At 45.2% G+C, this 25,835-nt stretch carries 21 protein-coding genes; 14 read left to right on the top strand and 7 right to left on the bottom strand.

Annotation, left to right across the window (positions count from 1 at the left end; genetic code table 11):
- Nucleotides 1–58: 58 nt before the first annotated feature.
- The 9 genes from KHS38_RS06615 to KHS38_RS06575 all read left to right on the top strand — a co-directional run bounded on the left by KHS38_RS06615 (nt 59) and on the right by KHS38_RS06575 (nt 14,013).
- Nucleotides 59–637, top strand: coding sequence for a sigma-70 family RNA polymerase sigma factor (locus KHS38_RS06615; RefSeq protein ID WP_213487709.1), 579 nt, complete (start codon nt 59–61; stop codon nt 635–637).
- A gap of 75 nt (nt 638–712) precedes the next feature.
- The gene (locus tag KHS38_RS06610; RefSeq protein WP_213487708.1) at nt 713–2,218 is read left to right on the top strand and encodes a calcineurin-like phosphoesterase C-terminal domain-containing protein; all 1,506 of its coding nucleotides are present in this window, start codon (nt 713–715) and stop codon (nt 2,216–2,218) included.
- Between the two features lie 139 nt (nt 2,219–2,357).
- Nucleotides 2,358–3,323, top strand: a complete 966-nt coding sequence (locus KHS38_RS06605) for a FecR family protein (protein WP_213487707.1) — start codon at nt 2,358–2,360, stop codon at nt 3,321–3,323.
- A gap of 76 nt (nt 3,324–3,399) precedes the next feature.
- Nucleotides 3,400–6,783, top strand: a complete 3,384-nt coding sequence (locus KHS38_RS06600) for a SusC/RagA family TonB-linked outer membrane protein (protein WP_249665297.1) — start codon at nt 3,400–3,402, stop codon at nt 6,781–6,783.
- 13 nt (nt 6,784–6,796) lie between these two features.
- On the top strand, nt 6,797–8,239 hold the full coding sequence (locus KHS38_RS06595) for a SusD/RagB family nutrient-binding outer membrane lipoprotein (protein WP_213487706.1): 1,443 nt from the start codon (nt 6,797–6,799) through the stop codon (nt 8,237–8,239).
- A 28-nt stretch (nt 8,240–8,267) separates the two neighbouring features.
- Nucleotides 8,268–9,827: a DUF5689 domain-containing protein gene (locus KHS38_RS06590; protein WP_213487705.1), complete on the top strand. Its 1,560-nt coding sequence runs from the start codon at nt 8,268–8,270 to the stop codon at nt 9,825–9,827.
- A 181-nt stretch (nt 9,828–10,008) separates the two neighbouring features.
- Nucleotides 10,009–10,854: a hypothetical protein gene (locus tag KHS38_RS06585; RefSeq protein WP_213487704.1), complete on the top strand. Its 846-nt coding sequence runs from the start codon at nt 10,009–10,011 to the stop codon at nt 10,852–10,854.
- Nucleotides 10,855–10,876: 22 nt separating this feature from the next.
- Entirely contained in the window at nt 10,877–13,339 is a 2,463-nt protein-coding gene (locus tag KHS38_RS06580; RefSeq protein ID WP_213487703.1) for a bifunctional YncE family protein/alkaline phosphatase family protein, read from the top strand.
- A 146-nt stretch (nt 13,340–13,485) separates the two neighbouring features.
- A complete protein-coding gene (locus KHS38_RS06575; RefSeq protein WP_213487702.1) occupies nt 13,486–14,013 on the top strand; it encodes an OmpA family protein in 528 nt (175 codons plus the stop codon).
- Nucleotides 14,014–14,039: 26 nt separating this feature from the next.
- Here KHS38_RS06575 and KHS38_RS06570 read toward each other — a convergent pair whose 3' ends face one another.
- Entirely contained in the window at nt 14,040–14,516 is a 477-nt protein-coding gene (locus KHS38_RS06570; protein WP_213487701.1) for an inorganic diphosphatase, read from the bottom strand.
- 228 nt (nt 14,517–14,744) lie between these two features.
- Here KHS38_RS06570 and KHS38_RS06565 point away from each other — a divergent pair, with 228 nt between their 5' ends.
- Nucleotides 14,745–15,626 (top strand): cyanophycinase, encoded by an 882-nt coding sequence (locus KHS38_RS06565; RefSeq protein WP_213487700.1) that lies wholly within the window; start codon nt 14,745–14,747, stop codon nt 15,624–15,626.
- A 53-nt stretch (nt 15,627–15,679) separates the two neighbouring features.
- Here KHS38_RS06565 and KHS38_RS06560 read toward each other — a convergent pair whose 3' ends face one another.
- The 3 genes from KHS38_RS06560 to KHS38_RS06550 are packed head-to-tail and all read right to left on the bottom strand — an operon-like array spanning nt 15,680 to nt 17,335.
- The gene (locus KHS38_RS06560; protein WP_213487699.1) at nt 15,680–15,919 is read right to left on the bottom strand and encodes a hypothetical protein; all 240 of its coding nucleotides are present in this window, start codon (nt 15,917–15,919) and stop codon (nt 15,680–15,682) included.
- 16 nt (nt 15,920–15,935) lie between these two features.
- Nucleotides 15,936–16,622, bottom strand: coding sequence for a DUF421 domain-containing protein (locus tag KHS38_RS06555; RefSeq protein ID WP_213487698.1), 687 nt, complete (start codon nt 16,620–16,622; stop codon nt 15,936–15,938).
- 8 nt (nt 16,623–16,630) lie between these two features.
- A complete protein-coding gene (locus KHS38_RS06550) occupies nt 16,631–17,335 on the bottom strand; it encodes a DUF421 domain-containing protein (protein ID WP_213487697.1) in 705 nt (234 codons plus the stop codon).
- Nucleotides 17,336–17,555: 220 nt separating this feature from the next.
- Between KHS38_RS06550 and KHS38_RS06545 the strand changes: the two genes are divergently transcribed.
- Entirely contained in the window at nt 17,556–18,224 is a 669-nt protein-coding gene (locus tag KHS38_RS06545; protein WP_213487696.1) for a DUF6766 family protein, read from the top strand.
- Nucleotides 18,225–18,254: 30 nt separating this feature from the next.
- Nucleotides 18,255–19,124: a transporter gene (locus tag KHS38_RS06540; RefSeq protein WP_213487695.1), complete on the top strand. Its 870-nt coding sequence runs from the start codon at nt 18,255–18,257 to the stop codon at nt 19,122–19,124.
- Nucleotides 19,125–19,159: 35 nt separating this feature from the next.
- Here KHS38_RS06540 and KHS38_RS06535 read toward each other — a convergent pair whose 3' ends face one another.
- Nucleotides 19,160–21,625 carry a TonB-dependent receptor gene (locus KHS38_RS06535; protein WP_213487694.1) on the bottom strand — a complete coding sequence of 822 codons (2,466 nt, stop codon included), beginning with the start codon at nt 21,623–21,625 and terminating at the stop codon, nt 19,160–19,162.
- Between the two features lie 110 nt (nt 21,626–21,735).
- On the opposite strand from KHS38_RS06535, the gene KHS38_RS06530 reads away from it, so the two are divergent.
- A complete protein-coding gene (locus tag KHS38_RS06530) occupies nt 21,736–22,389 on the top strand; it encodes a metal-dependent transcriptional regulator (protein ID WP_213487693.1) in 654 nt (217 codons plus the stop codon).
- A gap of 66 nt (nt 22,390–22,455) precedes the next feature.
- Nucleotides 22,456–23,295, top strand: a complete 840-nt coding sequence (locus KHS38_RS06525) for a sulfurtransferase (protein ID WP_213487692.1) — start codon at nt 22,456–22,458, stop codon at nt 23,293–23,295.
- A gap of 59 nt (nt 23,296–23,354) precedes the next feature.
- On the opposite strand, the gene KHS38_RS06520 is transcribed toward KHS38_RS06525, so the two are convergent.
- Both KHS38_RS06520 and KHS38_RS06515 read right to left on the bottom strand, forming a co-directional pair.
- A complete protein-coding gene (locus tag KHS38_RS06520) occupies nt 23,355–23,534 on the bottom strand; it encodes a hypothetical protein (protein ID WP_213487691.1) in 180 nt (59 codons plus the stop codon).
- Between the two features lie 72 nt (nt 23,535–23,606).
- Nucleotides 23,607–25,784, bottom strand: a complete 2,178-nt coding sequence (locus KHS38_RS06515) for an SDR family oxidoreductase (RefSeq protein WP_213487690.1) — start codon at nt 25,782–25,784, stop codon at nt 23,607–23,609.
- Nucleotides 25,785–25,835 lie beyond the last annotated feature (51 nt).

Genomic DNA, 25,835 nt, shown 5'->3' with positions numbered 1-25,835 from the left:
AACTTAACTAACCTAGTGGTGTGCCGCAGCCAAACCATCATTAACTTTGCAGCCGGTTATGAATTCTGTGGCACCCGGTTCCCCTGCAATTGATTTACAACAGTTTGAGCTTGTATTTAAAGAGCATTACTCATCTTTATTTCAATACGTTAAATCTATAGTGAAAGATGCCGATCTGGCTAAGGACGTATTGTCTGACCTATTCATGAACTTGTGGGTAAACAAAGACCGGCTCGAGATTCAGAACATCAGGCCTTATCTATTCCGCTCGGCCCGCAATGGCGCTTTAAAGGCAATATCAGCGCAATCTACAGAGTCGCTTGATGAAATCTATCTAGAAATCACAGAAGAAACTTTCAATCCTTTTGAGCGAATTGTAGCTAAAGAATCCATCCGCATTGTGGAGCAACTGATGCGCAAGCTACCGGCCATGCGCAAGGAAATTATTCAGCTGCGTTTACATGGCTTCAAGAATCATGAGATCGCCCGCATACTGGACATCACCGAAAAAAAGGTAGAATACCACATGCGCGAGGCTATAGAACAACTCACTTATTTCATGAATCAAAGCAATTTTGACCGCGCAACCATTGCAGGTGGCTTAATGATGCTTAATGTAATATTAACAATCTTTTAATATTTTCTTTCGGGGATACGGCGGCTGTTTTGGCTCTTTTGTAAAAAGAAACTGATCTTTTTATTTAAGGAAATCATGTCAAACAGAAGAAGCTTTATTAAAAACCTGGGGTTAACAGGCGCTGTGTTAACCGTTCCGTCTGTTATATTGGCTGCCGATGCAGATAATACTGTAATGGCCGATGCTGCCAAAGCGGATATCACTAACATTACGCTCAAAGGCCGGGTGCATAGCCATGGCGCAGGTATTGCCAATGTGGCGGTTACCGATGGTATTCATATAGTATATACTGATAAGAGCGGTAATTATCAAATGCTCAGCAATAAAACAGCTCAGTTTGTATATATCAGTATTCCTTCGGGATACGAGTTTCCGGCCGAAAAAGGACTGGTTAAATTTTATAAGCCTATCCAAAAAGAGAAATCTGTTTTTACGGCCGACTTTGAGTTGACTAAACTGAAAAAGGACGACCGTAACCACCACTTTGTGGTTTGGGCTGATCCGCAAATGATTTCTAAAAAAGACACCCAGATACTTATTGAGCAGTCGGCACCCGATTTGAAAAACCTGGCGGCCAATTTGCCGGACGGCTCGCTGATGCATGCCATTGGCTGTGGCGATTTGGTTTGGGATCATTTTGAGCTGTATGAAGATTACAAGGAGGCAGTTGAAATAACCGGCGTGCCATTCTTTAATTTAATAGGTAATCATGATATGGATCTAAGCGCCCGTACCGACGATTACTCGGCCGAAACTTTTAAAAGTCATTTCGGACCAACTTATTATTCTTTTAACCGGGGTAACATTCATTATGTAATGCTGGATGATGTGTTTTTTATCGGTACGGCCAAAAAGTATATCGGCTACATTACCGAAACCCAGCTACAGTGGCTGGAACAAGATCTGGTTCATGTAAAGCCCGGAACAACGGTAGTGGTATCACTGCACATCCCAACTGACACTGGTGTAAAACGCCGGAACCAACTGAAAGAAGATGAATTAGGTGGCGTAGTGGCCAACCGTGAGCAGTTGTATAAAATACTGGCGCCTTACAAAGTACACATCATGTCGGGCCATACCCACATGAACGAGAAGTGGGAGGATCGCAATATGATCGAGCACGTGCATGGTACGGTTTGTGGCGCCTGGTGGACGGGCCCTATCTGTACCGACGGTACGCCCGAAGGTTATGCGGTTTATGAAGTGAAAGGTGATGAGATCAGCTGGTTTTATAAATCAACCGGTAAGCCGAAAGATTACCAACTGAAAGTATATCCTAAAGGATATCTGAAAACTGCGCCCGATGAGGTAGTGGCCAATGTTTGGAATTGGGACCCTAAATGGAAAATACAATGGTTTGAAGACGGTAACTCAAAAGGCGACATGCAACAGCGGGTTGCGTTTGACCCGTGGGCATTAGAACTATACGACGGCCCCGCTTTACCTAAAAAGCATAAGTTTGTTGACCCAACCCTAACCGATCACTTGTTTTTTGCCAAGCCATCGGCAGGTGCCAAATCTATCAAGGTGGTAGCTACAGACAGGTTTGGAAACCAGTTTACGCAATCAATCAATCTTTAATATATAAAACAACAGACAAAGCCGCTTCAAAGCGGCTTTGCTTTTTGTTAGGTGTTAACATAATATTCATAAACACTTAACTATTTCTTTCAGGGGAAACCGGTGTTGTGCAGCTCTTCCAGGTAAATAATCCATTATAGTGAACTGGGAGCTTTTAACTAGATACATTGCACAACAAACCACACCCGAGCAAAATGCCGATGTGGAGAACTGGCTGAATGAAAAGCCGGCAAACAAATTTTTGCTGAAGCAACTGCAAAGCAAACACCAGCAACTCAACCAGCCCCTTAAAGAGGAAGTGGTGCACCAGGAGTGGGTTAAACTGCTTGATAAAATTATAGAAGCACCTGCAACTCAAGCTATCAACAAATCAGTTAAAATGTTTTGGGGATTGGGTATAGCGGCAACGCTACTGTTAGCCAGTTTGCTTACCTGGATATCGCTTAAATCTTCAAGTTATACACAGCAAAATTATACCGTACTAAAAACCGCTGTAAGGCAACGCCGGGAGTTTAAACTGCCCGATGGTTCTATAGCTTACCTGGGCCCAAACTCGCAGTTAAAAGTGAGTCCGGGCTTTGGTACCAGCAACAGAGCTGTGTATTTGAATGGCGAGGCCTTTTTTGATGTTCAGCATCGTACCAGGCAGCCCTTTACCGTAACTACAGCCAACCGTATGGTGGTCAATGTGCTGGGTACATCCTTTAATGTTTACAGCAGCAAAGGTAAAGCCGAAGAAGTTAAAGTATCTACCGGTTTGGTTGGTGTGATTTTGAATGGGCAAACGCATTTTGTTAAAGCCGGCGAAGGTTTTACCTATGGGATAGCAGCAAAAAAGGCGGGTAAAACCATAGTAGACGTACGCGAAGCGGCAGCTTTGCAAAACGGCATATTATACTTCAATAACAGTTCGGTGTCGGACATTGCCGGCAAAATTGAACGCTATTATAACGTCAACGTTGAGGTACTCACTTCAGCTAATAGTTGTCCGCGCTTCAGCGGCCAGATGAAGGATACCGGCATCCACAACCTGCTCGACGATCTGGCCTTTGCCACCGGGTTACATTACCGCATTAAAAACGAAAACAGAATCATCTTATACTAATTCCCATCCAGTTATGTATTCAAAATCTCTACTAAACAAGTGCAGGCTATTGCTGTGTTTGCTGCTTAGCTTGTGCATGGTGCAAGCCTATGCACAAAGCACAGGCAGCACCAACGGGCCAATTACGTTTAGCAGCAAGCAAGTTCTTATTGCCGATATTATTGACCGGCTGCAATCCGCCTATAAGTACAAAGTATCTTATGATGCCGATCTTAATACGGCTAAAACTATCACCCTGCCGTCAGCCAGTTTAAGCCTCAGTGACTTGCTTAAGCAGGTGGAGCGCCAGGCATCGGTAGGCATCCGTAATAATAATGGTAACATCGTTATTAAAAGATTACAATCCGTATTGATGAGCGGCGTAGTGCTCTCGGCCGATGATAACCAGCCATTGGCAGGGGTTACCATTACGGATGGTAAAAGAAGAAACTATGGTTCCACATCCGTAAATGGCACCTTCAGCGTACGCGTTGAGCAAGGTGAAACCATCAGTTTTTCGATGGTGGGTTATGAAAGCTTTAAACGCCAGGCAATCAAAGCAGAGGCTGGCCTAAGTATTAAATTACAGCCAACCAATACCGCTTTGAACGAGGTGGTGGTAACAGCTTTAGGTATTAAACGTGAAGAAAAAGCGCTGGGTTACGCTGTTACCAAAATAAAAGGCGAACAAATTACCCAGGCACCTTCCAACAACTGGACTGATGCATTATCCGGAAAAGTGGCCGGTTTAAATCTTATACGATCAAACGGTGGGCCTGGAGGGTCAAATCGTATTATATTACGTGGCGAGAGCAATCTTACAGGTGATAACGATGCGCTTATTGTAGTAGACGGTGTGGTGATAAATGGAGGTAGCGGCCGCCGCACAGGTGATGGTAACAATGCTTACCTGGATGGCGAATCGCCGGTTGACTTTGGCAGTGGCTTAAATGACATCAACCCCGAAGACATCGAAGATGTGACCGTGCTGAAAGGTCCAAGTGCAGCTGCACTTTATGGGCAGCGTGGTGCCAACGGGGCAATCATGATTACTACCAAATCTGGCCGTGTTAAAAAGGGTATTGGTGTAACTATCAATTCCAATACGGCAATTGAACAAATTTCGCGCTGGCCTGAGTATCAGTATGAGTACGGACAAGGTGCAGCCGGCGAAAACTATTATTCATTTGGCGCTACGGCCGATGGGGCAAGTACCCGTAGCACCAGTTCGGCATGGGGCCCTAAATTTAACGGACAATCGTACTTTCAGTATGACCCGGTAACCCATACCGGCGCTACAACCAGAACGCCTTGGGTTGCTTACCCCGATGCCCGGAAAAACTTTTATGAGACCGGTAAAACGTTTACCAACAGTGTAACGCTTGATGGCGGTACCGATAAAACTTCGGTACGTTTTTCGGCTACTAATTTAAAGAACACCTGGATTATCCCGAACACCGGTTACACACGTAACAGTATAGCTTTGTCGGCTACTCAAAGAACATCTGATAAGTTACAGATTGCTGCGAAGGTTAATTATACAAACAAATCCAGCGACAACCTGCCATCAACAGGTTACAACAACCAGTCGCTCATGTACTGGAATATGTTTTGGGTGCCCAATGGTAACCTGGACTGGCTGAAAGATTACTGGCTGCCGGGCCGTGAAAACATAGCACAGAGTTATCCTTTCAGCAGCTTCCCAGACAATCCTTACCTGATTGTTAATGAAATGCTCAACAAATCAAACCGTAACGATTTGGTGGGTAACGTTCAGGCCACCTATAACTTTACCAAAAATCTAAGTTTGATGGTGAGAACAGCCATGACTTTTTCGTATGATCAACGCTCTCAACAGCGGCCATTTGATACGGAAAAGTTCAGAAAGGGTATGTTCAGAACCCAGAATATATTCTCGCAGGAAATAAACAATGACTTTTTATTGAGATATAACAAAAAGGTTAGTAAAGATTTTTCTGGTTCCGTTTCAGTAGGCGGTAGTATGCTTACCAACAGTTATACGCGTGATGAGTATCGAGCCGATTCTCTGAAATATCCGGGTGTATATACATTGGCTAATGCGGCCGGTATCTTAAACCCGTTGCCTTACCGCGGTAAATATAAAACCAATAGTTTTTACGGCTTGTTTACTGCCAGCTACAAAGATTATTTATTTCTGGACGTGACTGCCCGTAACGACTGGAGCAGCGTGTTAGCTACGCCTACCAGCACCGCCAATGTGTCGTTTTTCTATCCATCGGCCAACGTAAGTGCTATTATATCCGAAATATTTGATCTGCCTAAATTTATTACTTATGCTAAATTGAGGGGATCAATATCTGGTGTAGGCAGCAGTCAGAACGATTTGTATCGTACGTCTTTCTTTTACAACCCAAACAGTATCTTTCCGGGTGGTTTGGCTAACCCTACCAGTGTAGCTAATCCGAATCTGGAGTCGTTGTATACCAGCAGTATCGAGATCGGTACCGATATCAGAATGTTTAACAATAGGTTTGGTTTTGATATAGCCTTATATAAAAGCAATACCAGCTCGCAGATATTGCAAAATAAAGTAGACCCTGCCAGCGGATACTTAGAGGCAACCATCAATGCGGGCGAGGTGCAAAACCGGGGTATTGAAATTCAGGCCAATGGCACACCAATAAAGACTAAAGCCTTTAGCTGGAACATTTTTGGAACATTTACAGCTAATGAAAACAAAGTGCTGTCTTTACCCGGTAGTTTGGAAACAAGCGGATTGTTATTACAAGGTGGCCCCGCCAACAGAGGAACCGTGGTGGCACGTGTAGGCAGAAGCATGGGATCTTTATATGGTTTAGGTTATCAGCGGTCACCTGACGGGCAGATAATTTATGAGGGTGGTTCACCTAAATTAACTGACAGCACCATCTATATAGGCAACACCATGCCTAAATGGAAAGCCAGTATCGGTAACCAGTTTAAGTACAAGAATTTCAGCTTTAGTTTTCTGATAGACGGGCAATATGGAGCGGTAGGCTACTCGCTTACAGCGGCTGTATTAGCCGAATCGGGTAAAACCAAAAATACATTGCCCGGCCGGTATAACGGTATCATTGGTGATGGTGTAATCAAAAATTCTGATGGTACTTACCGCCCTAACGATGTAGTAGCGCCTAATGTATGGTCTTACTATACATCGCATTTAGGCCGCGACAATGTGGAAGGTACCACCTATTCTACCGACTTTATTAAGCTGCGCGAAACACGGTTCGATTATACATTCAGTCCGCGCTTAGCCAATAAATTAGGTCTGCAACGGGTTAGTTTGGGCGTATATGGCCGCGATCTTTTTATCATCAGCAACTGGCCTGCCTTTGACCCGGAGTTCGGTACCATTACACAAGATGCAAGAGGTTCCTCAACCATAGCCCGTGGCTTTGAACTGGGGCAGTTCCCAACTACACGCACGTTTGGGTTTAATTTAACCATAGGTATTTAATCAGCAAATAAACATGAAAACAAGATATATTATTTACTGTATCGCATTAGCATTATCGGCCTCTGTAACTTCTTGTAAAAAAGATTTTCAAGAGTTGGCTGTTAATCCTAATGCCAGCGATCATGCATTGCCTCAAGCCTTGTTGGCGCCGGCAATAACCAGCATTGTATCGGCCAATATGAACCGCAGTCAACGCATAACTAATGAGTTGATGCAGGTTACTGTGAATATGGGCGATGTGGAAGGGCGGATTTTCAGGTATGAGGTTCGTAAATCGGAAGCCGATTACCTGTACCAGAACTGGTACCTGCAATTGACTAATATTAACGATGTGTATAACGGGGGTGTTGAAATAGACAATAATTCTTATCAGGGAATTGCGCTGATCTGTAGAGCCTGGATTTTTTCATTGCTCACTGATACTTACGGCGACGTACCGTACTTTGAAGCCAATAAAGGTAAAGAAGGTTTGTTTACACCGGCGTTTGATAAGCAGCAGGATATATATGCAGATATCTTTAAGCAATTGGAAACTGCCAACACCTTGTTAAAAGGTGGCGTTAATGTAGCCTCGGCCAGTGATCCGATTTATGGCGGCGATGCTGTAAAATGGCGTAAGTTTGGCAACTCCCTTTATCTGAGATTGTTATTACGTGTGTCTGGCAAAGACCAAGCTAATGCTTCTGCTAAAATTAAAGAGATGGTAGATACAAAGCCTGGCGATTATCCCATCATCAGCAGTAATGATGAATCGGCCATATTAAAATGGAATGGTACGGCGCCTTATGTATCACCTTTTGCTACCTGGCGTCCGGCCGATTGGTATACACCTAAGCTGGCCAGCTTTTTTGTAGACAACCTGAATGAAATGAGCGATCCGCGTATTGGGCGTTGGGCTACCCAGTACCAGGGAGAGTATGGCGGTGTGCCAAGTGGTTATTTGCCAGGCCAGCCACCTGAGGCGAAGTCGACCTTGTTAACATCATTACAGTCCGAACCGCTTTTAGGTAATATCCTGAACAATGCTGAGGTGCAATTTATTTTAGCCGAAGCGGCCGCCAAAGGTTGGATTACATCTAAACCGGCACAAACCTATTACGAAGCAGGTATTACTGGTGCTATCACTATGTGGGGGTTAAATGTGCCTGCCGGTTATTTTGGTTTCCAGATGGTAAAATGGGATGAAGGTTATACCCTCGATCAAAAGATGGAACTTATACACCGTCAAAAATATTATGCCTTGTTCTTTACAGATCTGGAGCAGTGGTTTGAATATCGCCGTACCGGTCACCCGGTATTGCCTAAAGGGCCGGGTTTGGATAACAACGGTATAATGCCTGCCCGCCTTAACTATCCAACCTATATCCAGTCTACCAATCCAACAAATTATACCGCTGCTGTAGCCGCACAGGGGCCCGATGATATTAATACTAAAGTTTGGTGGCAAAAGCCTTAATCACTTCCTTATCCAAGTAGAAAAGATTATGAAAAAGATATTTTTGTTTTTATCGCTTTTAAGCATCGGTCTGTTATGGTCGGCATGTAAAAAGCATGATTTTGCAGCGGGGCAACCGAGCCCCATCATCGCCGTAAGTGATTTACGTGCGTTGTACCGCGGAGCGGATGTTACGCTTACCCGTGAAAGTATGCTGGGTGCCCACCAAATTGTGGGTATCGTAATATCCAATCCCGATTCAGGTAATGCGCCATCAGGCATGGTGGTTTTACAGAACAACCGTCGTTCACAAGTTAACGGTATCATATTACCCCTGGGTACTGCTGCCGCCAACTATCATATGGGCGATTCGCTGATGATTGAAGTAGAAGGGCTGTCGTTGAAAAGAGTGAACGGCGCCATGCAGTTAGTTGGTGTTACCGAAGGTGCGGTTACCAAAGTATCGGCCAATAATGCAGTTAAACCAAGGGTCGTATCTAGCTTTACTATCAAGCAAAACCCCGATGCTTATGAAAGTACTTTGGTGCAGGTTAATAAAGCTACCGTAACGCCCGCCCCCAAATTTGGCGATAGTTATGCAGGCGATAAGTACCTGGTAAACGGTGCCGACAGTGTCGTATTACACACCGAGGCTAATGCTCATTTTGCCTCGGCGCCAATTCCGTCACTGGCCAGCTTTGCAGGTGTTTTGATGGTGAGCCAAAATCAGGCTGGGCAGCGCACGCTACAGGTGTGGCCGCGTATGCTGTCAGACGTTAGCGACGTAACGGCACCACCCGATCCGAGCGCCCTCCCAATACAGGCAGGTGATATTATTATTACCGGTATCATCGCTGATGTTAAAGGTGGCGATGGTAACTATGAGTACTTCCAGTTTATGGCTACCCGCAATATTGATTTCTCAAAAACACCGGCTTCGGTAGTAACTTGTACCAACGCAGGTAGCGCTTCACCAAATACCGGTGATGCACCGGGTTCGGGCTGGGTAACCGGCGGTGGCAGAACCTACGCGTTTAACCTTACTGAGGGCAAAGTGAATAAAGGCGATTATTTTTATGTAGGTGGCAGCAATAAACGCATCAACGGTGCCAACTCAACGGATATCAGCTCGGCTAAATGGATACGTGCTATTGCCTATGTAACCAATGATGGTGATGGTTTTGGTAGCAAGAGTAGCGGCTTGTTGCCAAACAGCGGTAACGCCGGTGGTTTGGCTGTCTTTTCGGGTATTACCATTGATGACAGTACAGCTCCTATAGATGTGGTGTTCTTTGGCGGTTCGGGTAAAACTACCATCTACAATGCTACAACCAATAAAGGTTATCGTATAGCCGATAACGATCATTACAGCACGAAAGACGCTGCAACCGGTACCGATCAGCCGTTCCTGTTCCAGGGTACCAACCTTTATATTATACCGCACCCAACACCTGCAGATGCCGGTATATTTATGAAACTGGGCGGTAGCTTTGATGCTGCATCAAAAACATGGATTACGCCACGGGGTAACACTTACTATACGCTAAGCATATCGTCAGATATCAGTGAGATTGAAACCGGAGACAGTGTAACCAAGCTTACCAACTAACAGCAATATGTAACATTGTTGATAAAATGACTAAAATCAGTGTAACGCCGGTGTACTTAACACCGGCGTTACCTTTTGGTAACCTTTACATCAGATACAGTTAGTCTTTTTGTAACTGGAAGGTATGAAGGTGAAAATCATCCTTCAGGTACATTACACACACACACACACAATTTTATTCATGAAAAAAAGCTTTACTTTTTTATGTGCTTTGCTGATGGGGCTGGCTGTGCAGGCACAGGTACAGCCTAATGCTACCAACGCAGGCCAGGTAGCTATGGCAGGGAATCTGTCGCAGCCTTTTTTGTTCACGGTAAATACGCTTACCGGCGACAATCCATACTGGCATCTCAACTACTCGGGTAGCTATGGCGAACGCGTGGCCGGGCCTTTTGGTTATAACGGTGTTGACCAGCAATTTGCGGTTAAAGGTTATCTGGGTAATCGCTTCACTTTATTTGCCAATGCAGCCTTTGGTTTTGCCCGTACCGGCGGCATGACCAGCTCACAGCAGGCCGAAGTAATCAGGGATGTGATTGGCGGCAAGCAATTGTTTGGCCCGAGTATTGGTATTGGCTTAGGTGTAAGCCGTGATATGAGCAATGTGAAAGCTATGTTTAGCCGGGTAACTGCTTATTTTAACACCGCAGCATGGCGGGTGGGCGGTAACATGCGTTTCGAAAAGGCTTTTGATAGCTCCCGTGATGATATTGACCTGGTAACCAGCGTAGGCTTTCATCACCGCATAGCTGGTAATTTATATGCCGGTGTAGAAGCTGTTGGCGAGGATTTGGAAGGCTTTTGGGAAGAAGATGAAGCCGAAGGCGGTGCCAAATTATTGGTTGGGCCATCTTTAAACATGGTTCCTGCAAATTCCCGGTTTGCTTTTTCGGTGTGTGGCGGCCCGGTTTTTTATGCCACCCGCAGCCGGGTTGCACCATCAGAAGCTATACGTGATATTGGTACCATTGCGTCGCAAAACGGTTTCACTTTACGTGCTATGGTTACTTTTAATCTGCATAAATAACTTAACTTGTATTTGTAATCTTATGAAATATATATCCAAACGCTTTTACCCGGTTATAACGCTACTGGTAAGCCTGTGCTGCGTTGCCGAAAGTGAAGCCCAGCAGGTACCTGGTAAGCTAAAACCCACCGGCCAGATATTGCTGCCCAACGGGTGGAAGCTCAGCCCGGTTGGCCGGTCGCTGCAATTGGGCGACTTGCCGCTTAATATGCAGCTAAGCCCGTCGGGCAAGCTACTCGCTGTAACCAACAATGGGCAAAGCACTCAATCCGTTCAGTTGGTTGATCCGAAGAATGAAAAGCTGCTTGATGAAAAAGAGACCGGCAAAGCCTGGTACGGCCTGGCTTTCAGTAATGATGAAAAACACTTGTATGCCTCTGGTGGTAATGATAACTGCATTCTGGATTTTGAGTTGAAGGGCAATAAGCTTAAAACGGCAGATACCATAAAATTAGCTGCACCCTGGCCGCAGGGTAAGGTTTGCCCTACCGGTATGGTAGTGAGTAAAGATAACAGCCGCCTTTACACGGTTACTAAAGAAGATAGCTGCATTTATACTATCGACCTGAAAACACGGGCGGTAGTAAACAAAACACAACTCCCTACCATTGCCTACAGCTGCGTGCTATCGCCCGATGAGCAAACGCTGTATGTATCCCTGTGGGGAGGTAATCAGGTGGTGGCTTTCCGTACGGCAACTAACGCAATTGCTACAACCATTACCACCGGCAGCCACCCTAATGAGTTGCTGTTGAACAAGAAGGGTACTTTACTCTTTGTAGCCAACGCTAATGACAATACAGTTTCAGTGATCAGAACTGCCGATAACAAGGTGATCGAAACGCTGTCAACCACGTTATATCCTACTAATCTTACCGGATCAACCACCAACGGTTTAGCGCTTTCCGAAAATGAGAAAACATTGTATATCGCCAATGCAGATAATAATTGCCTGGCTGTGTTTGATGTTTCTGTAACCGGTAAAAGCGAAAGCCGCGGGTTTATCCCGGTGGGCTGGTATCCAACCAATGTGAAAGTGCTGGGTAAAAAGATACTGGTAACTAATGGTAAGGGTACAACCTCCCTGCCCAATCCCGAGGGCCCGCAGCCCATTTCCAAGTTTGATGACAGTGGCATACATATGGGCAGCACGGCCAATAGTCGCTTGCAATACATTGCCGGATTATTCAAAGGTACTTTGTCTTTTATTGAAACACCTGATGAGTTGCAACTAAAATCGTACACCAAGCAGGTTTACAAAAATACGCCGTTCAGTGATAAAAAGGCGGTGATGGCCGATGGGGAAGAGGGCAATCCGATTCCGCGTAAGGTGGGCGATAAATCGCCCATGAAATATGTGTTCTACATCATCAAGGAAAACCGTACGTACGACCAGGTGCTGGGTGATATGCCGAAAGGTAACGGCGATAAATCACTATGCCTGTTTGGGGCCGACGTAACACCTAACCACCACGCACTGGCTAATGATTTTGTGCTGATGGATAATTTTTATGTGGATGCCGAAGTAAGCGCCGACGGACACAACTGGAGCATGGCCGCCTATGCCACCGATGTGGTTGAAAAAACATGGCCTACCAGCTACGGTCGTCGTGGCGGTACTACCAACTACGAGGGCGGACGCCCGGCCACTTATCCGCGCGATGGTTTTATTTGGGATTACTGCAAGCGTGCTGGCATAAGCTATCGTAGCTATGGCGAGTTTGGTGAATATAACAATGCGCACCTAAAATCACTGCAGGGCCACATGGGGCCGCATTCGCCGGGGTTTGATATGGATATCAAAGACCAGGTGCGAGCCGATGCCTGGATACACGATTTTGATTCGCTGCTGGCTATTAAAGCGGTACCACAGCTGAGCACCATCCGTATATCTAATGACCATACCAGCGGCCAGAAAAAGGGCGCTTATACGCCTATGGCTGCCGTGGCTGATAATGATCTGGCCATTGGCCGCATGATACAGCACTTGTCCGAAAGCCCGATCTGGAAAGAGTCGGTTGTATTTATCCTGGAAGATGATGCCCAAAACGGGCCCGACCATGTGGATGCGCACCGTTCGCCGGCTTTTGTGGTGGGGCCGTATGTAAAGCGTAATGCGGTTATACATAGTATGTATTCCACATCGGGCATATTGCGTACTATCGAGCTGATATTAGGCTTGCCACCCATGAGCCAGTACGATGCCGCTGCCATGCCCATGTATGAGTGCTTTACTAATAAGATGGATGCAACACCCTACCAATTTAAAGCAGCACGTGTAGATATTAACAAACGTAATATAGCAGTTAATAAAAGCAGTATAAGATCGGAGGCGTTTAACTTTAAGAAGGAAGATGCCGCGCCGGATCTGGCCTTGAACGAGGTGGTCTGGAAATCCATCAAAGGTGAAGATTCTGTGATGCCTGCACCTAAACGCAGCGCTTTTGTAATACTGGAAAAGAAAAAGAAAGATGATGACGATTAATCCATCGCATTTTTAAATTAAAAGAGCTGGCATGAAACGCATGCCGGCTCTTTTTATTATATGCAAAATGTTGTTAATAAAATACATCTTTTTAGGAAGATGCCGGAATGTTTTATATGTTTACCCCTGCCTAACAAAGTTTGAGCATGAAAAAGTTTAATAACATTTACGTAGCCATATTGGTTGCAGCAGCGGTTTTACCTGCCTGTAAAGCCAAAAAGAAAGTGGTTGAAACACCTAAGCCAGCGGTAACTTACCCGGCAGATCCGCCGGCACCGGCAAAGCCTGAAACACCGCAAGCACCGCCGCCGCCACCTGCACCGGCGCCTGCTAAGCCAAATTATAATTTTAGCAACATCCAGTTCGAGTTTAATTCGGCTGTGCTTAAAACTGCCTCATACCAGGTGCTTGACCAGGTTGCTGCCGAAATGAAGAAAGATCAGTCGGCACGGTTTTTACTGAATGGCCATTCATCTGCCGAAGGTACGCCCGAGCATAACATGTCTTTATCTGTTGACCGTGCAAATTCAGTAAAAACTTATCTTATCAATGCCGGCATCAACGGTGATAACATGAGCGTTAAAGGTTTTGGTGAAAGTAAGCCAGTATCTGATAACACGACAGAAGAAGGACGTGCGTTAAACCGCCGTGTTGAAATTAAATTGAGCAAGTAAGTTTACTTGCTCAATTATTTGATAGCCTACATGCCTACAATAACATTGTAGGCATCTTGTGGGCCTAAGCGATCAAGCACTTTGAATTTTTTCCCTGCCTGGTCGTTATAGTTCTTGAAAAAGTTCTCAATCTGCGTGATAATACCTTCGGGCAGGTGATCATAAGCATTTATTTCCTTAAATAACTGGGATACTTCCGGAACGGCCAAAAAGCGGTCGTTACGAACGGTTTCGCCATCCTCTTCGGTTTGCTCGGCCTTAATGCAGCCAATTATGCGGCAGTCCATGCAGCAGCCCGGAAAAGTTTCAATCTCCGAAATGACAATTACATCCAGCGGATCGCCATCCTCACCTTTGGTATTGGGTATAAAGCCAAAATCAAACGGAAAAACCAGTCCGGCGGGCATCACCTTGGCCAGTTTAAAACATTTAAGATCAGGTTCGTAATCATATTTATGGCCGCTTCCTTTGGGGCTCTCAATAATTGCCATTACTGGTTTCATATAGCGTAGGTGTTATGTCGTATTTGTGGTATGTGTAGTTACAGCTCACCTGTATAAGGCGGCGGCAGGGTGTATTGTTTAGCTAATGGTTAAAAAGTTTTTCAGAACTTTTTAACAGTGCTTTGTTTATAAAAGGTAACCAACATATAACCCGGTAACCATATCTAGCAGTTCGTTTTTTGTAAATGCTTTACCGCACAGTGACCGGCTGTAAGAAATAAAATGAATATGGATATCAAAAAAGACAGAGAAATGAACAGCTGCCCGGTACCTAATGGGATACTGGTAATCATAGGCGGCGCAGAAGACAAAGGACAACAGGAAGATAAAGAAAAAGAATCGGCCGAACTGGATCCCGAGCGTATGCAAGTGCTTAAGACCTTTATGGAGGTAATGGGGGTGGATGATCCGCATATTGAGGTAATTACATCAGCCTCGAGCGAAGGAGAAGAGTCATTTAAAGATTACCAACAGGCTTTTCAGCAAATGGGAGCCAAAACCATTAACCACATTCACCATGATGAGCGTGGTGAAATCAATTTCGGTGAGTTGGAAGAACGCCTGAATAAAGCGCATGGCGTGTTCTTTTCTGGCGGCGATCAGTTAAAACTTACCTCCCTGTATGGCGGCACTAAAACGCTATATCTGCTTAAGCAACGGTATATACACGATGGGCTGATTATAGCCGGTACCAGTGCAGGCGCAATGGCTATGTCAACACCCATGATATACCAGGGTGTAGGTAAGGAAGAAATGATTGCAGGCCATGTAAAAATCACTACAGGGCTGGAGTTTTTGCGCGACGTGTGTATTGATACGCACTTTGTGAACCGCGGCCGTTTTGTACGTATGGCACAGGTAATTGCCACCAACCCAACCTCTATAGGTATGGGAATAGAAGAAAATACGGCCGTAATAATACGTAATGGCAAGGATGCCGAAATAATTGGCGGTGGTGTGGTCATCATTATTAATGGTTACAATAGCCGGGGTACCAATATTGCCCAGGCCAGTAACGATGAAATGGTAACCATACGCGGCTTGCAGGTAGATATTTTATCAAAGGGCGAAAAGTACGAGATACCAGAAATAAACCCGCCGCATAAGTAAAACAAAAAGGCCTCACTTACAAGGTGAGGCCTTTTTGTTTTACTTAGCCAGCTTTAAATAGCCGGTATATCGGCCAGCTTTTCAATAGCTGTAATGGCCTGGCCAATTTGTATAACCCATTTCGGATTCAGGTGGTGGTTTTCATCGAGCTTCCATTCATTGTCTTCATGGTAAAGCACCATGTTCTCGTCATCGGTAATTACCTGGTATACCTTTTTGCCTTGATATATGGATGGCTCAATAAGAATGTTTCGGGTGGTACCGTTGTTGGTAACCTGTATTTTGTAATTCATAAAAGTAGATTAAAAGTTAAATTTCAACTGCTGCGGTCCAAACCTTATCGCCGCAGTTTGGGCAGGGGGTATTCTCATCAAACGGCTTTTTCTGTGTTAGCCCGCAGGTCTGGCAAACCAGCAACTCGTCCGACTTTTTAAATTCTGCATTAAAATCTTTATCCCATCGGGGTAATACCGATAAGCCCGGTTTCGGATTCTCTTCTTTAATGAGCGTAAAGTTGCCGTTGGCTTCCATATATAGCCGCTTTACCTGCCCTGTATGTTTAATGCTGCTTGATCGTAGCTGCGCCACTAACCGCTCGCGGGTTAAACGTACGCGCTTCATGTTGCCTAAATCGAGCACAGCATCTTTAATAATGATATCAATATTGCCTTCGGATGTCTTCTCAAAACTCTGGCTTTTGAAAGTCTTGGCAGCTACCCACCGGCCAATGTATACTACTACAATGGCAATAATTACAGCTGCAAGTATTCCGCGGTCGGGCGCTTGCAGGGGTACGCCAATGGCAGCGGCCAGTGATACCAGGGCGGTCATGTCATTACGGCCCATTTGCGATGACATACGCTTGCCCAGCAGGCGCATAGCCACTGTTAATATCAGGTATACTATCAGTGCACGAATAACGAGTTCTATGTAAAAGCCGGCCGGTACATCACCTAAAAGTATGCGTTGCCAGTCGGTTATTTTAATTTGTTGCATGGTTGGTTTTAGTTAATTGCTTTTGCCCAGTCATTATGGCCACAATCCTGACAAGGTACCTGCTCATTATCCCGTTTCACAAAACCGCAGTTTATGCAGGCTACCATGGTAATGTGCTGAAGGTTTGCATCGGTTGACTGCTTGTGAAAATCCAGCATGTCTTTATCGTCGGGCGGTAAAATAGGCAGGCCTGCCCTTGGTTTATCAGATCTGAAAATGCTGAACATACCGCAGGCTTCGAGGTAAAGGCGGTCAACGTTGCCAAGGTTATAAATTTCCTTTTCACGTAGTTGTGCAAAAACCTGTTGCCTCGATATACGGTCACTCTCCATTTGCTTAAGTTGCAGTACGCCATCTTTTACCAATAAACTGCATTTGCCCTGCACAATGTCTTCAATTCTGCCGCTCAGGTAACCTATCAGGCTAAGTCCGCGCTGAAACAGCACGGCAATCAGCAATAGCAACAAGCCCTGTAACAAGCCACGGTCGGGCATTTGCATAGGTACCGATACAATGGCACCGAGCGTAAGCATTACTGCCATTTCCATAATAGTGAGCTGTCCGCTCATGCGCTTGCCCAGCCAGCGCACAATCACCAGCATCAAAATGTAAATTATAATAGTGCGTATAAACACCTCCAGCAAAAACATAGGCGGTGCTTGTCCAAACAGTATCCGCTGGATATCCTCCAGATGTATCTCTTCCTTTTTCATGAATGAATTTCAGTTTTGAGCTTATGTCAGGAACTTAATATATATCGCAGGAGCGGCGCATAATCTCAACCAAAGAACAAGCATTTAGGCTTTCTGTTTCCTTATAGTTAAATATTCCTAATAAAATGAAATCAGGTTGTGGAAAGCGGTGGAAAACTACAACCCGCAGGAATGAAACAATTTTAATGCACAGCAGGTTGCATGATACAAATAATCACTTATGTCATCCCGTACCAAACATAGCTTCGTATATCGAAACGGACTTACGCTATTCTTTTTAGCTCTTTTTCTGATAACGCTGGTAGCACAGGCACTTACCGGCTGGAAGGAAAATAACCAGGAAATACAAGATCAGGGCGGCCAAATTATATCCTTTGCCTCTTATTTGGGAACCGGCCATTTCCTGTCGGCCACGTTTGAGAATTTCCAGAGCGAGTTTTTGCAGATGGGTATGTATGTAGTACTTACCGTAGGCCTGCGCCAAATAGGTTCGGCAGAATCTAAAAGCCTTGACGAACCCGAAGATGTTGACCGCGAGCCACAACCCGGCCCTGATGCGCCATGGCCGGTCAAAAAAGGCGGTTGGATTTTAAAATTGTATAATAATTCCTTGTCTATCTGTTTTCTGATCCTGTTTGTTATCAGTTGGGGTTTACACTTATACGGCAGCTGGATTGATCACAATGATAAGCAGGTACTGATGCATAAGCCACAAGATAGTATATTACAATTTTTGGGCGAACCGACCTTTTGGTTTGAAACTTTTCAGAACTGGCAAAGCGAATTCATTTCCATCGTATCAATCGTATTTCTGACCATTTACCTGCGGCAAAAAGGATCGTCTGAATCCAAGCCGGTTGATGCACCGCATATGGAAACTGGCAAGTAATTTGTTAACAAGGAATTTCTAAAGAAACTTATGAATGATAAAACATTTACACGCTTTTTGCTAAGCGCTGTAACCTTTGCAGGGCTGTTCTCTTTTGCAAGCTTTGATGCACAAGCACAGGATACGCCTAAGGTTAAATACTCCTTATTCCATCCGGTACCTAAAGAGAAAATGCGGAAGGAAATGGAAACCGACCGGCCAAACTTTACCGAAACCCCACTTACAGTGGATGCCGGTCACTTTCAATATGAAGCTGATTTAGGGCGATTCGAGCATCAAACCACATCAGAGTCTGACGAGCGCCGCTGGTTAATTAACCAGGCCGACCTGAAGTTTGGCTTACTGCCCAACACTTCTTTACAGTTAATTGTACAAACCTTTGGCCACCAGGTGAACAAAGAGTTGGAAAACGGCGAAAAAGAATTTAACCGTGGCTTTGGCGACCTGACTTTGCGCATCAAGCAAAACATATATGGAAACTATGATGGCAATTTCAGTATTGCACTGATGCCTTATATCAAGTTCCCAACCAATCGCTATTCTGACAACAAACTGTACGAAGAGGGTTTGATGATACCGATGTTACTGCAACTGCCGCACGATTGGAAAATAGGTATGCAGGTTGAAGGCGATTACCTGAAAGATGATGATGCCGATGCATCACGCCATGCCGATTTGCAGCACTCGGTGGTGATAAGCCATGTATTGTTTAAAAAGCTGGAAGTATTTGCTGAAACTTATTACTCTTACAATTTCAAAAACCATCATGTGCACAACTTTGTAGATACGGCATTGGAATATGAAATAACGCCGGATTTTAAAATAGACGCCGGCATTAACTACGGTTTCCAAAAAGCAGCACAAAAAGATTACTTTTTAGGGTTGGCATTCAGATACTAAAACCAATGGCCATGCACTACGCATGGCCATTTCTACTAAAACGGAACAATCACTTTAAAGCTCACATTTCGCCCCATATTGTAAATGCCCGAGCGGCCATTAGGCGATGCTTTGTAATACTCAAAGTATTTTAACCGGTTAAGGTGCGATTGGTAAACTTTATTAAACAGGTTATCCGCCTGTACAAATACGTTTAGCACCGTTTTTCCCGAACGGTTTTTAACGGTTGTGCCGCACCCGATGTTCCATAATACGTAGCCGGGCGTGTAGGTTTCCGTGTTATCCAGTGCGTAAAAACTGTTTTGTGCAGCATAGGCATCAGCTTCTAATTTAATGTAAGGCTGACTAAGCAGGCCCCAACTTTTTTGAGCAGTAAACCGTAGCTCTGAGCGATAATGTATTGGCGGTATAAAAGGCAGGTATCTGGCTTCATCACCGAAACGGCTTAATAGATTTTCATTTTTATTGAGCCCTTTTACATAAGCAAGGCTGTTGTTAAAGCATAACCATTTTAAAGCTGTTGGGTGCAGGTTAAATGTAACCTCTACTCCATACAGCCGTGCTTTGGATTGCTGGTACTGGTAAGTGCTGTTGCCGGGTACAATGACTACCGGCTGGCCGTTGCCATCGTTAAGGCGTGCCTGGTAAATGTAATTTTGTATGTTGTTGTTAAACAACTCGGCGCTGATGTCGGTATCAGCTAAATAGGCAATCAGGCCAATGTCCTGCTGCAGGTTAAATTCAGGCTTAAAGGTGCGGTTACCCAGATATACAATGTGCGCGCCGGGGTCTAACCCGTTCGAGCCTACTTCGGTAATATTAGGTGCACGGTAGCCGCGGGCTACGTTGGCTTTAATGAGTAAGCGGTCGGTTATATTATAAGTGATACCCAAGCTGCCCGATACGCCACGGTAGTTTTTGTTGAAGTTAGGGAACTGCAGGTAAGCACCCGCAGTGTCGGTGCCGGTAACACGGTGCTGAAAGCCATTTGCCGGATTGTCGGCCACATAAAAATCAATCCATTGCAAGCTGCGGTTATCGTACCGTATGCCACCTGATATATCCAGCTTGCCGATGCTTTTACGCGCAAATACAAAGGCGCCAATATCAAACAAGTCATAATCCGGTATGGGGAAGTCAGTAGCATTTTTGCTGCGGTTGGTTTGGTACATGCCATTTACACCAGCCGTAGTTTCAATGCCATTAAAGGCTGGTAGGTTGTATTTTACGTCATAATTAAGGGTATTGAGCACCACATACAGGCCGGCTTGCTGGGGTTGGGTAGGGTGGTTGTACTCGCGGCGTATACTTTGCTGCCCGCCCAGCAGCACATTCAGGCTGCCGCTCCCTACTTTGAACTGACTGGTACTATACAGGCGATAATGTTGTATATGCTGGTAAAGCGGGTTTAAACGGTAGGTATTCAAGTCGGCATCAGGCACTATAGGCCTGCGTTTAATATCGTCGCCTTCGTCCAGTACCTGCCGGGTAAAGCGGCGTGTTAGCGAGTCGCGGCTACCATCGGGTATTTCCTGCCGGTTATCATATAGTGTTCCTGCAAATTGCATGTAGCCCCAGCGCTTATCAACACGGGCCGATGCACTCAGGTTATATTCGCGGTAAGCGGTTCCATAAACATAGCCATCAGTAGCATTGCGGTAGTTATGTGCCATTTTACCAGATCCGCGAAGCGTATATCGCCAACCGTTATCTTTAAATCCCAATCCCAAAGATGATCCTATCAGGCCATTATTGGTATGGTAATCGGCGGTATAGTCGCCGGTTAGTTTATTGTTCTGCATAGCTGGCAAACCGGGTATCATATTAATTACGCCCGCCAGCGCGTCAGACCCATACGACAGGCTGGCCGGGCCTTTTACTACCTCAGCACGGCCAATGCCGTATTGGTCAATCTCAATGCCGTGTTCATCGCCCCATTGCTGCCCTTCCTGCCGTATACCATCATATAAAGTAAGCACCCGGTTGTAGCCCAGGCCGCGTATAAACGGTTTGGATACGTTAGGGCCGGTAGTAACAGCATTTACACCCGGTACGCCTTTTACTATCGCATCAATAATATTACTGTTATTTTGCTGATCCATCGCCTTTTTAGTAATTACAGCTATCGGAACAGGATTTTTTCGCACTTCGGTAGCCCGGCTTACACCGGTAATCACCACATCGTTCAATTTGGATTCGGCCCGGTTCAGCATAATATTTACCTCGCTTAGCGCACCGCTTTGTACAGTTACCTGAACCTTGCGGCCCGTAAAGCCAACTGCCGATATTTGTAATATATATTTACCCGGTGTTAGGTGCAGCAGCTGATAATGCCCGCCGGTATCTGTTTTAGTACCCAGATGTAAGGAATATAACCTGACAGAAGCATCGCTGACAGCAATACTATCGTCGTTTATTATTTTACCTTGCAGTCCTCCGCTCTGGGCAGATGCTACTTTGTGGCAGATTATCAATGTGATAATAAGTATGAATTTTGGCATAGGGTTGAATATTATTTTGTAAGTCAAAATTATAAAATTAGGTATACCTAATTTTATAAACTACAATTTTATTTTTCATATGTTTGATTGATCTAAAAAGTAATTGAAGAATGAATACTTTTTCGGAAGAGAATTATCTGAAATCGATTTATCGTTTATCGCAGTTGGCAGGGGTAAAGGTATCCACCAGTGCCATTGCCGATGCGTTGGGTAATAACCCGGCATCGGTAGTGGATATGATACGCAAGCTGAGCGATAAGCAGTTGATAGAGTACGACAAAAAAAAGGGCGTAAAGCTAACGCCGCAAGGGCAAAAGGATGCCATACAGATTGTGCGGAAGCACCGTTTGTGGGAAGTGTTTTTGCTTGAAAAGTTAGCCTACCGCTGGGATGAAATACACGATATTGCCGAAGAACTGGAGCACATCAAACACCCCGACCTGGCTGACCGCCTGGAGCATTTCTTGAACTATCCGGAATATGATCCGCATGGTGACCCCATTCCCAAGGCCAACGGCAAAATGGCCAAGCCCTTTTCGGCTACGCTGGCTGATGGTAAAATTAGAACTATTTACCGGGTAGGGGCGGTGCGTGATACCAGTAGTGCGTTTTTACAGTATTTACATAAGTTGGGTATTACCATAGGCACCCAAATTAAATTGCACGAAAAAATTGCCTTCGACCAGTCGCTGGTGATTAGTATTGATGGGGCCGACCCGGTTACCGTATCGCAAAAGTTTGGTGAAAATATACTGACGAGTTAAGGGCAAGTATTTTATTTTAATACAACCGCATATTCTATATTTGAAAGTACATCAATTAAAACTGTTATGTCGCCATTAATAGAAGTTGCTGCTATAGCGGCATTACCAACCGATAATGTAGTTATTGTGGATGCCCGTTCGGGGCCTGATAGTTATGAACGTTACCTGCAAGGGCATTTGCCGGGCGCCGTTTTCATTGATTTAGATAAAGATCTTGCTAAACTGCCTCAGGATGCGGCTTATGGCGGTCGCCATCCCTTGCCCGATATTCAGGCCTTTGCGGCTTTGCTTGGGCGTTTATGTATTGGTAAGGAAACGCATGTTATTGTTTATGATGATAAAGCTGCTGCTAATCCGGCAGCACGTTTTTGGTGGATGCTGCATGCAGTAGGCCATAAAAATGTACAGGTTTTAAATGGCGGTTTACAAGCGGCTATAGCTGCCGGCTTGGCACTAAGTACCGAGGCTGCACTTGCCAAAGAACTGGAACCCTATCCAGTACCAGAAGCTTTTACCGGAACAGTTGATTTGGAAGAGGCCGGTAAAGCTGCGCAGGATGAAAGCCGGGTGGTAATCGATGTCCGTGAAACGGCACGTTATCTGGGCCAAACGGAACCTATTGATTTAATAGCCGGGCACATACCGGGCGCAGTCAATATTCCCTTTGTAAACAACATGGGACCCGATAATCGCTACTTGCCTGCTGATGAATTGCAAAGCGCATATACAGCGGCTCTTGGTGCTGTGAATCCCGAAAATGTAATTGTGCATTGCGGTTCAGGCGTTACAGCATGCCATACTTTACTGGCACTGGAACATGCCGGTATCAAAGGCGCTAAACTATATGTAGGTTCATGGAGCGAATGGTCGCGCAGGGATTTGCCTATTGCTACAAACGAGAGGTAATTATAAATAAAAAGAGGGCTTTGCAATCAAAGCCCTCTTTTTATTTATGTGTATAGTAATTAATAGCGTCTGTCGTAGTGATGATAGCCATTGCTGTCGTACGGGCCGCGATGACCACCATGATGGCCGCGGTGTCTGCCACGGTTTCCTCGTCCTCTATCGTCCTGCACCATGCAGCTGCTGAGCAGGGTAGTGATAACTGATAATAAAAGCGCTATGCTTAAGATTGTTCTTTTCATAATACTGTGTTTTTATATGAATAAGACGCGCACTTTTATTAAAGGATTAACCGTAACATAATCGTTACCCCACTAACTGGCAGCCCTTTCCGCAAAGTACTGCTGTAAGCCTTCTTCAAGCGATGGCATAACTGCACCTTTTTCACTGCGCAATACACTGTAAGATGGTCTCGGCGCTATCAATCCTAAGCTGTTTACAGATGTTGGCTTAATCAGGTTGGTATCAAAGCCACCCTGCTCGGCAACAGCATAGGCCAATGTTGCCCAGGTAACTGCACCCTGATTGGTTAAATGCCAAACGCCGTTCTCATCATCCAGTAACAAGTCCAGGCTAAGGCGTATCAAATCGGGCAGATAGGTTGGCGAAACCAGTACATCAGACGCAGCCACAAACTCGCGGTTGTTTTGCAAAGAATCCAGCGCCAGATGAACAAAGTTGTCTTTATCCCAAGGGCTAAAGAAATCGCTTGTTCTTATGACCAGTGTATCCGGGTTTTCTTTCAGGATGCTTTTTTCGGCCAGTGCTTTGCTGTGCCCGTAAATGTTCAGCGGTGCCTTGATGTCGCTTTCAGTATATGGCTTATTCTTGCGTCCGTCAAAAACGTGATCGGTTGAGAATGTAAGCAATTTGATGCCGTACTTTTTACAAAGTACAGCCAGGTTTTGTGCGCCATAGGTGTTCAATAAAAAGCAGGCTTTACTTTCGGCCTCGGCAGCATCTACTTTATCAAAGCCAGCGGTATTCACAATGGCCCAGGGCTTATGTTCCTGAATCATTTTTTCAACCTGTATCAAATTGGTTATATCCATTTCCTGCCGACCAACTAATTGGTATTTGATACCTCGCAAATCGCACAAACGGGCAAATGCATTACCCAACTTGCCCGATTTACCTATAATCAGCATCGGCGTGATATGATCGATTGGCTTATCAGTAAATATTCCGGATTGTTCGGGGCTATATTCTACCCTTATTGAACGTTTCCACCAACCTTCTGTATGCAGAACGGGGTGTTCATAAGCCTCATTGCGGCTGTAGGCTTGCAGCATTCTGCTCAAAACGGTTGAACGTGGTGCACCGTTTTGCACGTCAAATATGCCCGGCTCATACGTGCCGTTAGGCTTGGTAAGCAGTTTGTTCCAGCCAAATGAACCCAATACGGCCCAGGCGGTAATCGCTTTAACCGGATAACCTTCTTCCTTCAGTTGGTTGGCCGATTGCCATAATTCCTGCAGCCAACGCATCTGCTCCTCGCGCGTACAATGCAGGTGTACTTCGGTTACGGCAACAGCAATACCCGGGTAACGCTCACAGGTTTCTTTAATCAGCCCATAAGGGCCGGTTGGCTGAATGTGCGCTACACGTACTGCTTCCACATCGGCATAGCGGTGTTTACCATTGGTGCCATGGGTATGCGGTGGGTAAACTTCCAGGCGTTCGTCAATATAACGTTCAGACGTTAGGTAATGGTTTACACCAATCACATCAGGCGGGCAAACGTTATCTAAAAAGAATTGCAGCTCATGCGCTTCAATACCAGATTTAATGAAGTATGCCCACATAGGATGCTCCGGCGTAATTTTGCCGCAAAGCAAATCGAAAGTTAACCACCGGCGGTTGTTTTCAAAATCAGCCTGGTATTGCAGTAAAGGTGTGCTGTGAATTTTGCCCAAGTCATCGGTTTGTACCAGTTTTGCATTGGGGTTAATTTTGCGGATGGCCTGCATGGCCAGTACGGTACCCTTACATTCTTGCAAAAGGATTTTTGCAAAATGGTGGTCATCTGCTTTGTGTGGATACCAGATGCCATACAACCCGCAAAAACGGGCAGTGGTTAGCGGTTCGTTAACCGGTGTGTAATACTCCAACCACGGAAACTTTTCGGCTACCAAGTTTGCATATCTGGCCAAACCTTCCGAAAATGTATCATCGGCCATGTATACGTAGCGGGGGCCGCTGCCATGGTGCACCAGGCCTGCTATAGGTTTAACGCCTAATTGCTTTAACTGGTTAAGCTTTTGTTCGGTGATGGTCCAGTCAATAAGGGTATCTTCTGCTGGCTGATGTTTTTCCCATAAAACCGGGTAACGTATTTGGGTTACGCCCAGGCTGGCTATCAGGTCAAGGTCTTGCTGGCGGTGGTAATGACCTGCATATTCAAGCTGGTCAAAATAGTTATCGTCAACACGGTTGCAGGTACATTCTAATCCCCCCCAAACTTCAATAAGGTTCACTGAGTGATTCGTCATGTAGTATAAAATTTAAAAGCGCAGTCTGAAGGACTGCGCTTGATATAAAGA

Origin of the sequence: Mucilaginibacter sp. Bleaf8, assembly GCF_018390515.1 — a bacterium.
Lineage (GTDB): Bacteria > Bacteroidota > Bacteroidia > Sphingobacteriales > Sphingobacteriaceae > Mucilaginibacter.
The sequence above is the reverse complement of the archived record's forward strand: the minus strand, read 5'-3'. Positions and strand labels throughout refer to the sequence as shown.

What these genes read in the sequence shown, in the direction of transcription:
- KHS38_RS06535 (WP_213487694.1), bottom strand. Translation starts at nt 21,625, where the DNA reads ATGCCAAAATTCATACTTATTATCACATTGATAATCTGCCACAAAGTA.
- KHS38_RS06530 (WP_213487693.1), top strand. Translation starts at nt 21,736, where the DNA reads ATGAATACTTTTTCGGAAGAGAATTATCTGAAATCGATTTATCGTTTA.
- KHS38_RS06560 (WP_213487699.1), bottom strand. Translation starts at nt 15,919, where the DNA reads ATGAATTACAAAATACAGGTTACCAACAACGGTACCACCCGAAACATT.
- KHS38_RS06540 (WP_213487695.1), top strand. Translation starts at nt 18,255, where the DNA reads ATGAATGATAAAACATTTACACGCTTTTTGCTAAGCGCTGTAACCTTT.
- KHS38_RS06545 (WP_213487696.1), top strand. Translation starts at nt 17,556, where the DNA reads ATGTCATCCCGTACCAAACATAGCTTCGTATATCGAAACGGACTTACG.
- KHS38_RS06585 (WP_213487704.1), top strand. Translation starts at nt 10,009, where the DNA reads ATGAAAAAAAGCTTTACTTTTTTATGTGCTTTGCTGATGGGGCTGGCT.
- KHS38_RS06555 (WP_213487698.1), bottom strand. Translation starts at nt 16,622, where the DNA reads ATGCAACAAATTAAAATAACCGACTGGCAACGCATACTTTTAGGTGAT.
- KHS38_RS06525 (WP_213487692.1), top strand. Translation starts at nt 22,456, where the DNA reads ATGTCGCCATTAATAGAAGTTGCTGCTATAGCGGCATTACCAACCGAT.
- KHS38_RS06570 (WP_213487701.1), bottom strand. Translation starts at nt 14,516, where the DNA reads ATGAAACCAGTAATGGCAATTATTGAGAGCCCCAAAGGAAGCGGCCAT.
- KHS38_RS06580 (WP_213487703.1), top strand. Translation starts at nt 10,877, where the DNA reads ATGAAATATATATCCAAACGCTTTTACCCGGTTATAACGCTACTGGTA.
- KHS38_RS06550 (WP_213487697.1), bottom strand. Translation starts at nt 17,335, where the DNA reads ATGAAAAAGGAAGAGATACATCTGGAGGATATCCAGCGGATACTGTTT.
- KHS38_RS06590 (WP_213487705.1), top strand. Translation starts at nt 8,268, where the DNA reads ATGAAAAAGATATTTTTGTTTTTATCGCTTTTAAGCATCGGTCTGTTA.
- KHS38_RS06615 (WP_213487709.1), top strand. Translation starts at nt 59, where the DNA reads ATGAATTCTGTGGCACCCGGTTCCCCTGCAATTGATTTACAACAGTTT.
- KHS38_RS06600 (WP_249665297.1), top strand. Translation starts at nt 3,400, where the DNA reads ATGGTGCAAGCCTATGCACAAAGCACAGGCAGCACCAACGGGCCAATT.
- KHS38_RS06520 (WP_213487691.1), bottom strand. Translation starts at nt 23,534, where the DNA reads ATGAAAAGAACAATCTTAAGCATAGCGCTTTTATTATCAGTTATCACT.
- KHS38_RS06610 (WP_213487708.1), top strand. Translation starts at nt 713, where the DNA reads ATGTCAAACAGAAGAAGCTTTATTAAAAACCTGGGGTTAACAGGCGCT.
- KHS38_RS06515 (WP_213487690.1), bottom strand. Translation starts at nt 25,784, where the DNA reads ATGACGAATCACTCAGTGAACCTTATTGAAGTTTGGGGGGGATTAGAA.
- KHS38_RS06565 (WP_213487700.1), top strand. Translation starts at nt 14,745, where the DNA reads ATGGATATCAAAAAAGACAGAGAAATGAACAGCTGCCCGGTACCTAAT.
- KHS38_RS06595 (WP_213487706.1), top strand. Translation starts at nt 6,797, where the DNA reads ATGAAAACAAGATATATTATTTACTGTATCGCATTAGCATTATCGGCC.
- KHS38_RS06575 (WP_213487702.1), top strand. Translation starts at nt 13,486, where the DNA reads ATGAAAAAGTTTAATAACATTTACGTAGCCATATTGGTTGCAGCAGCG.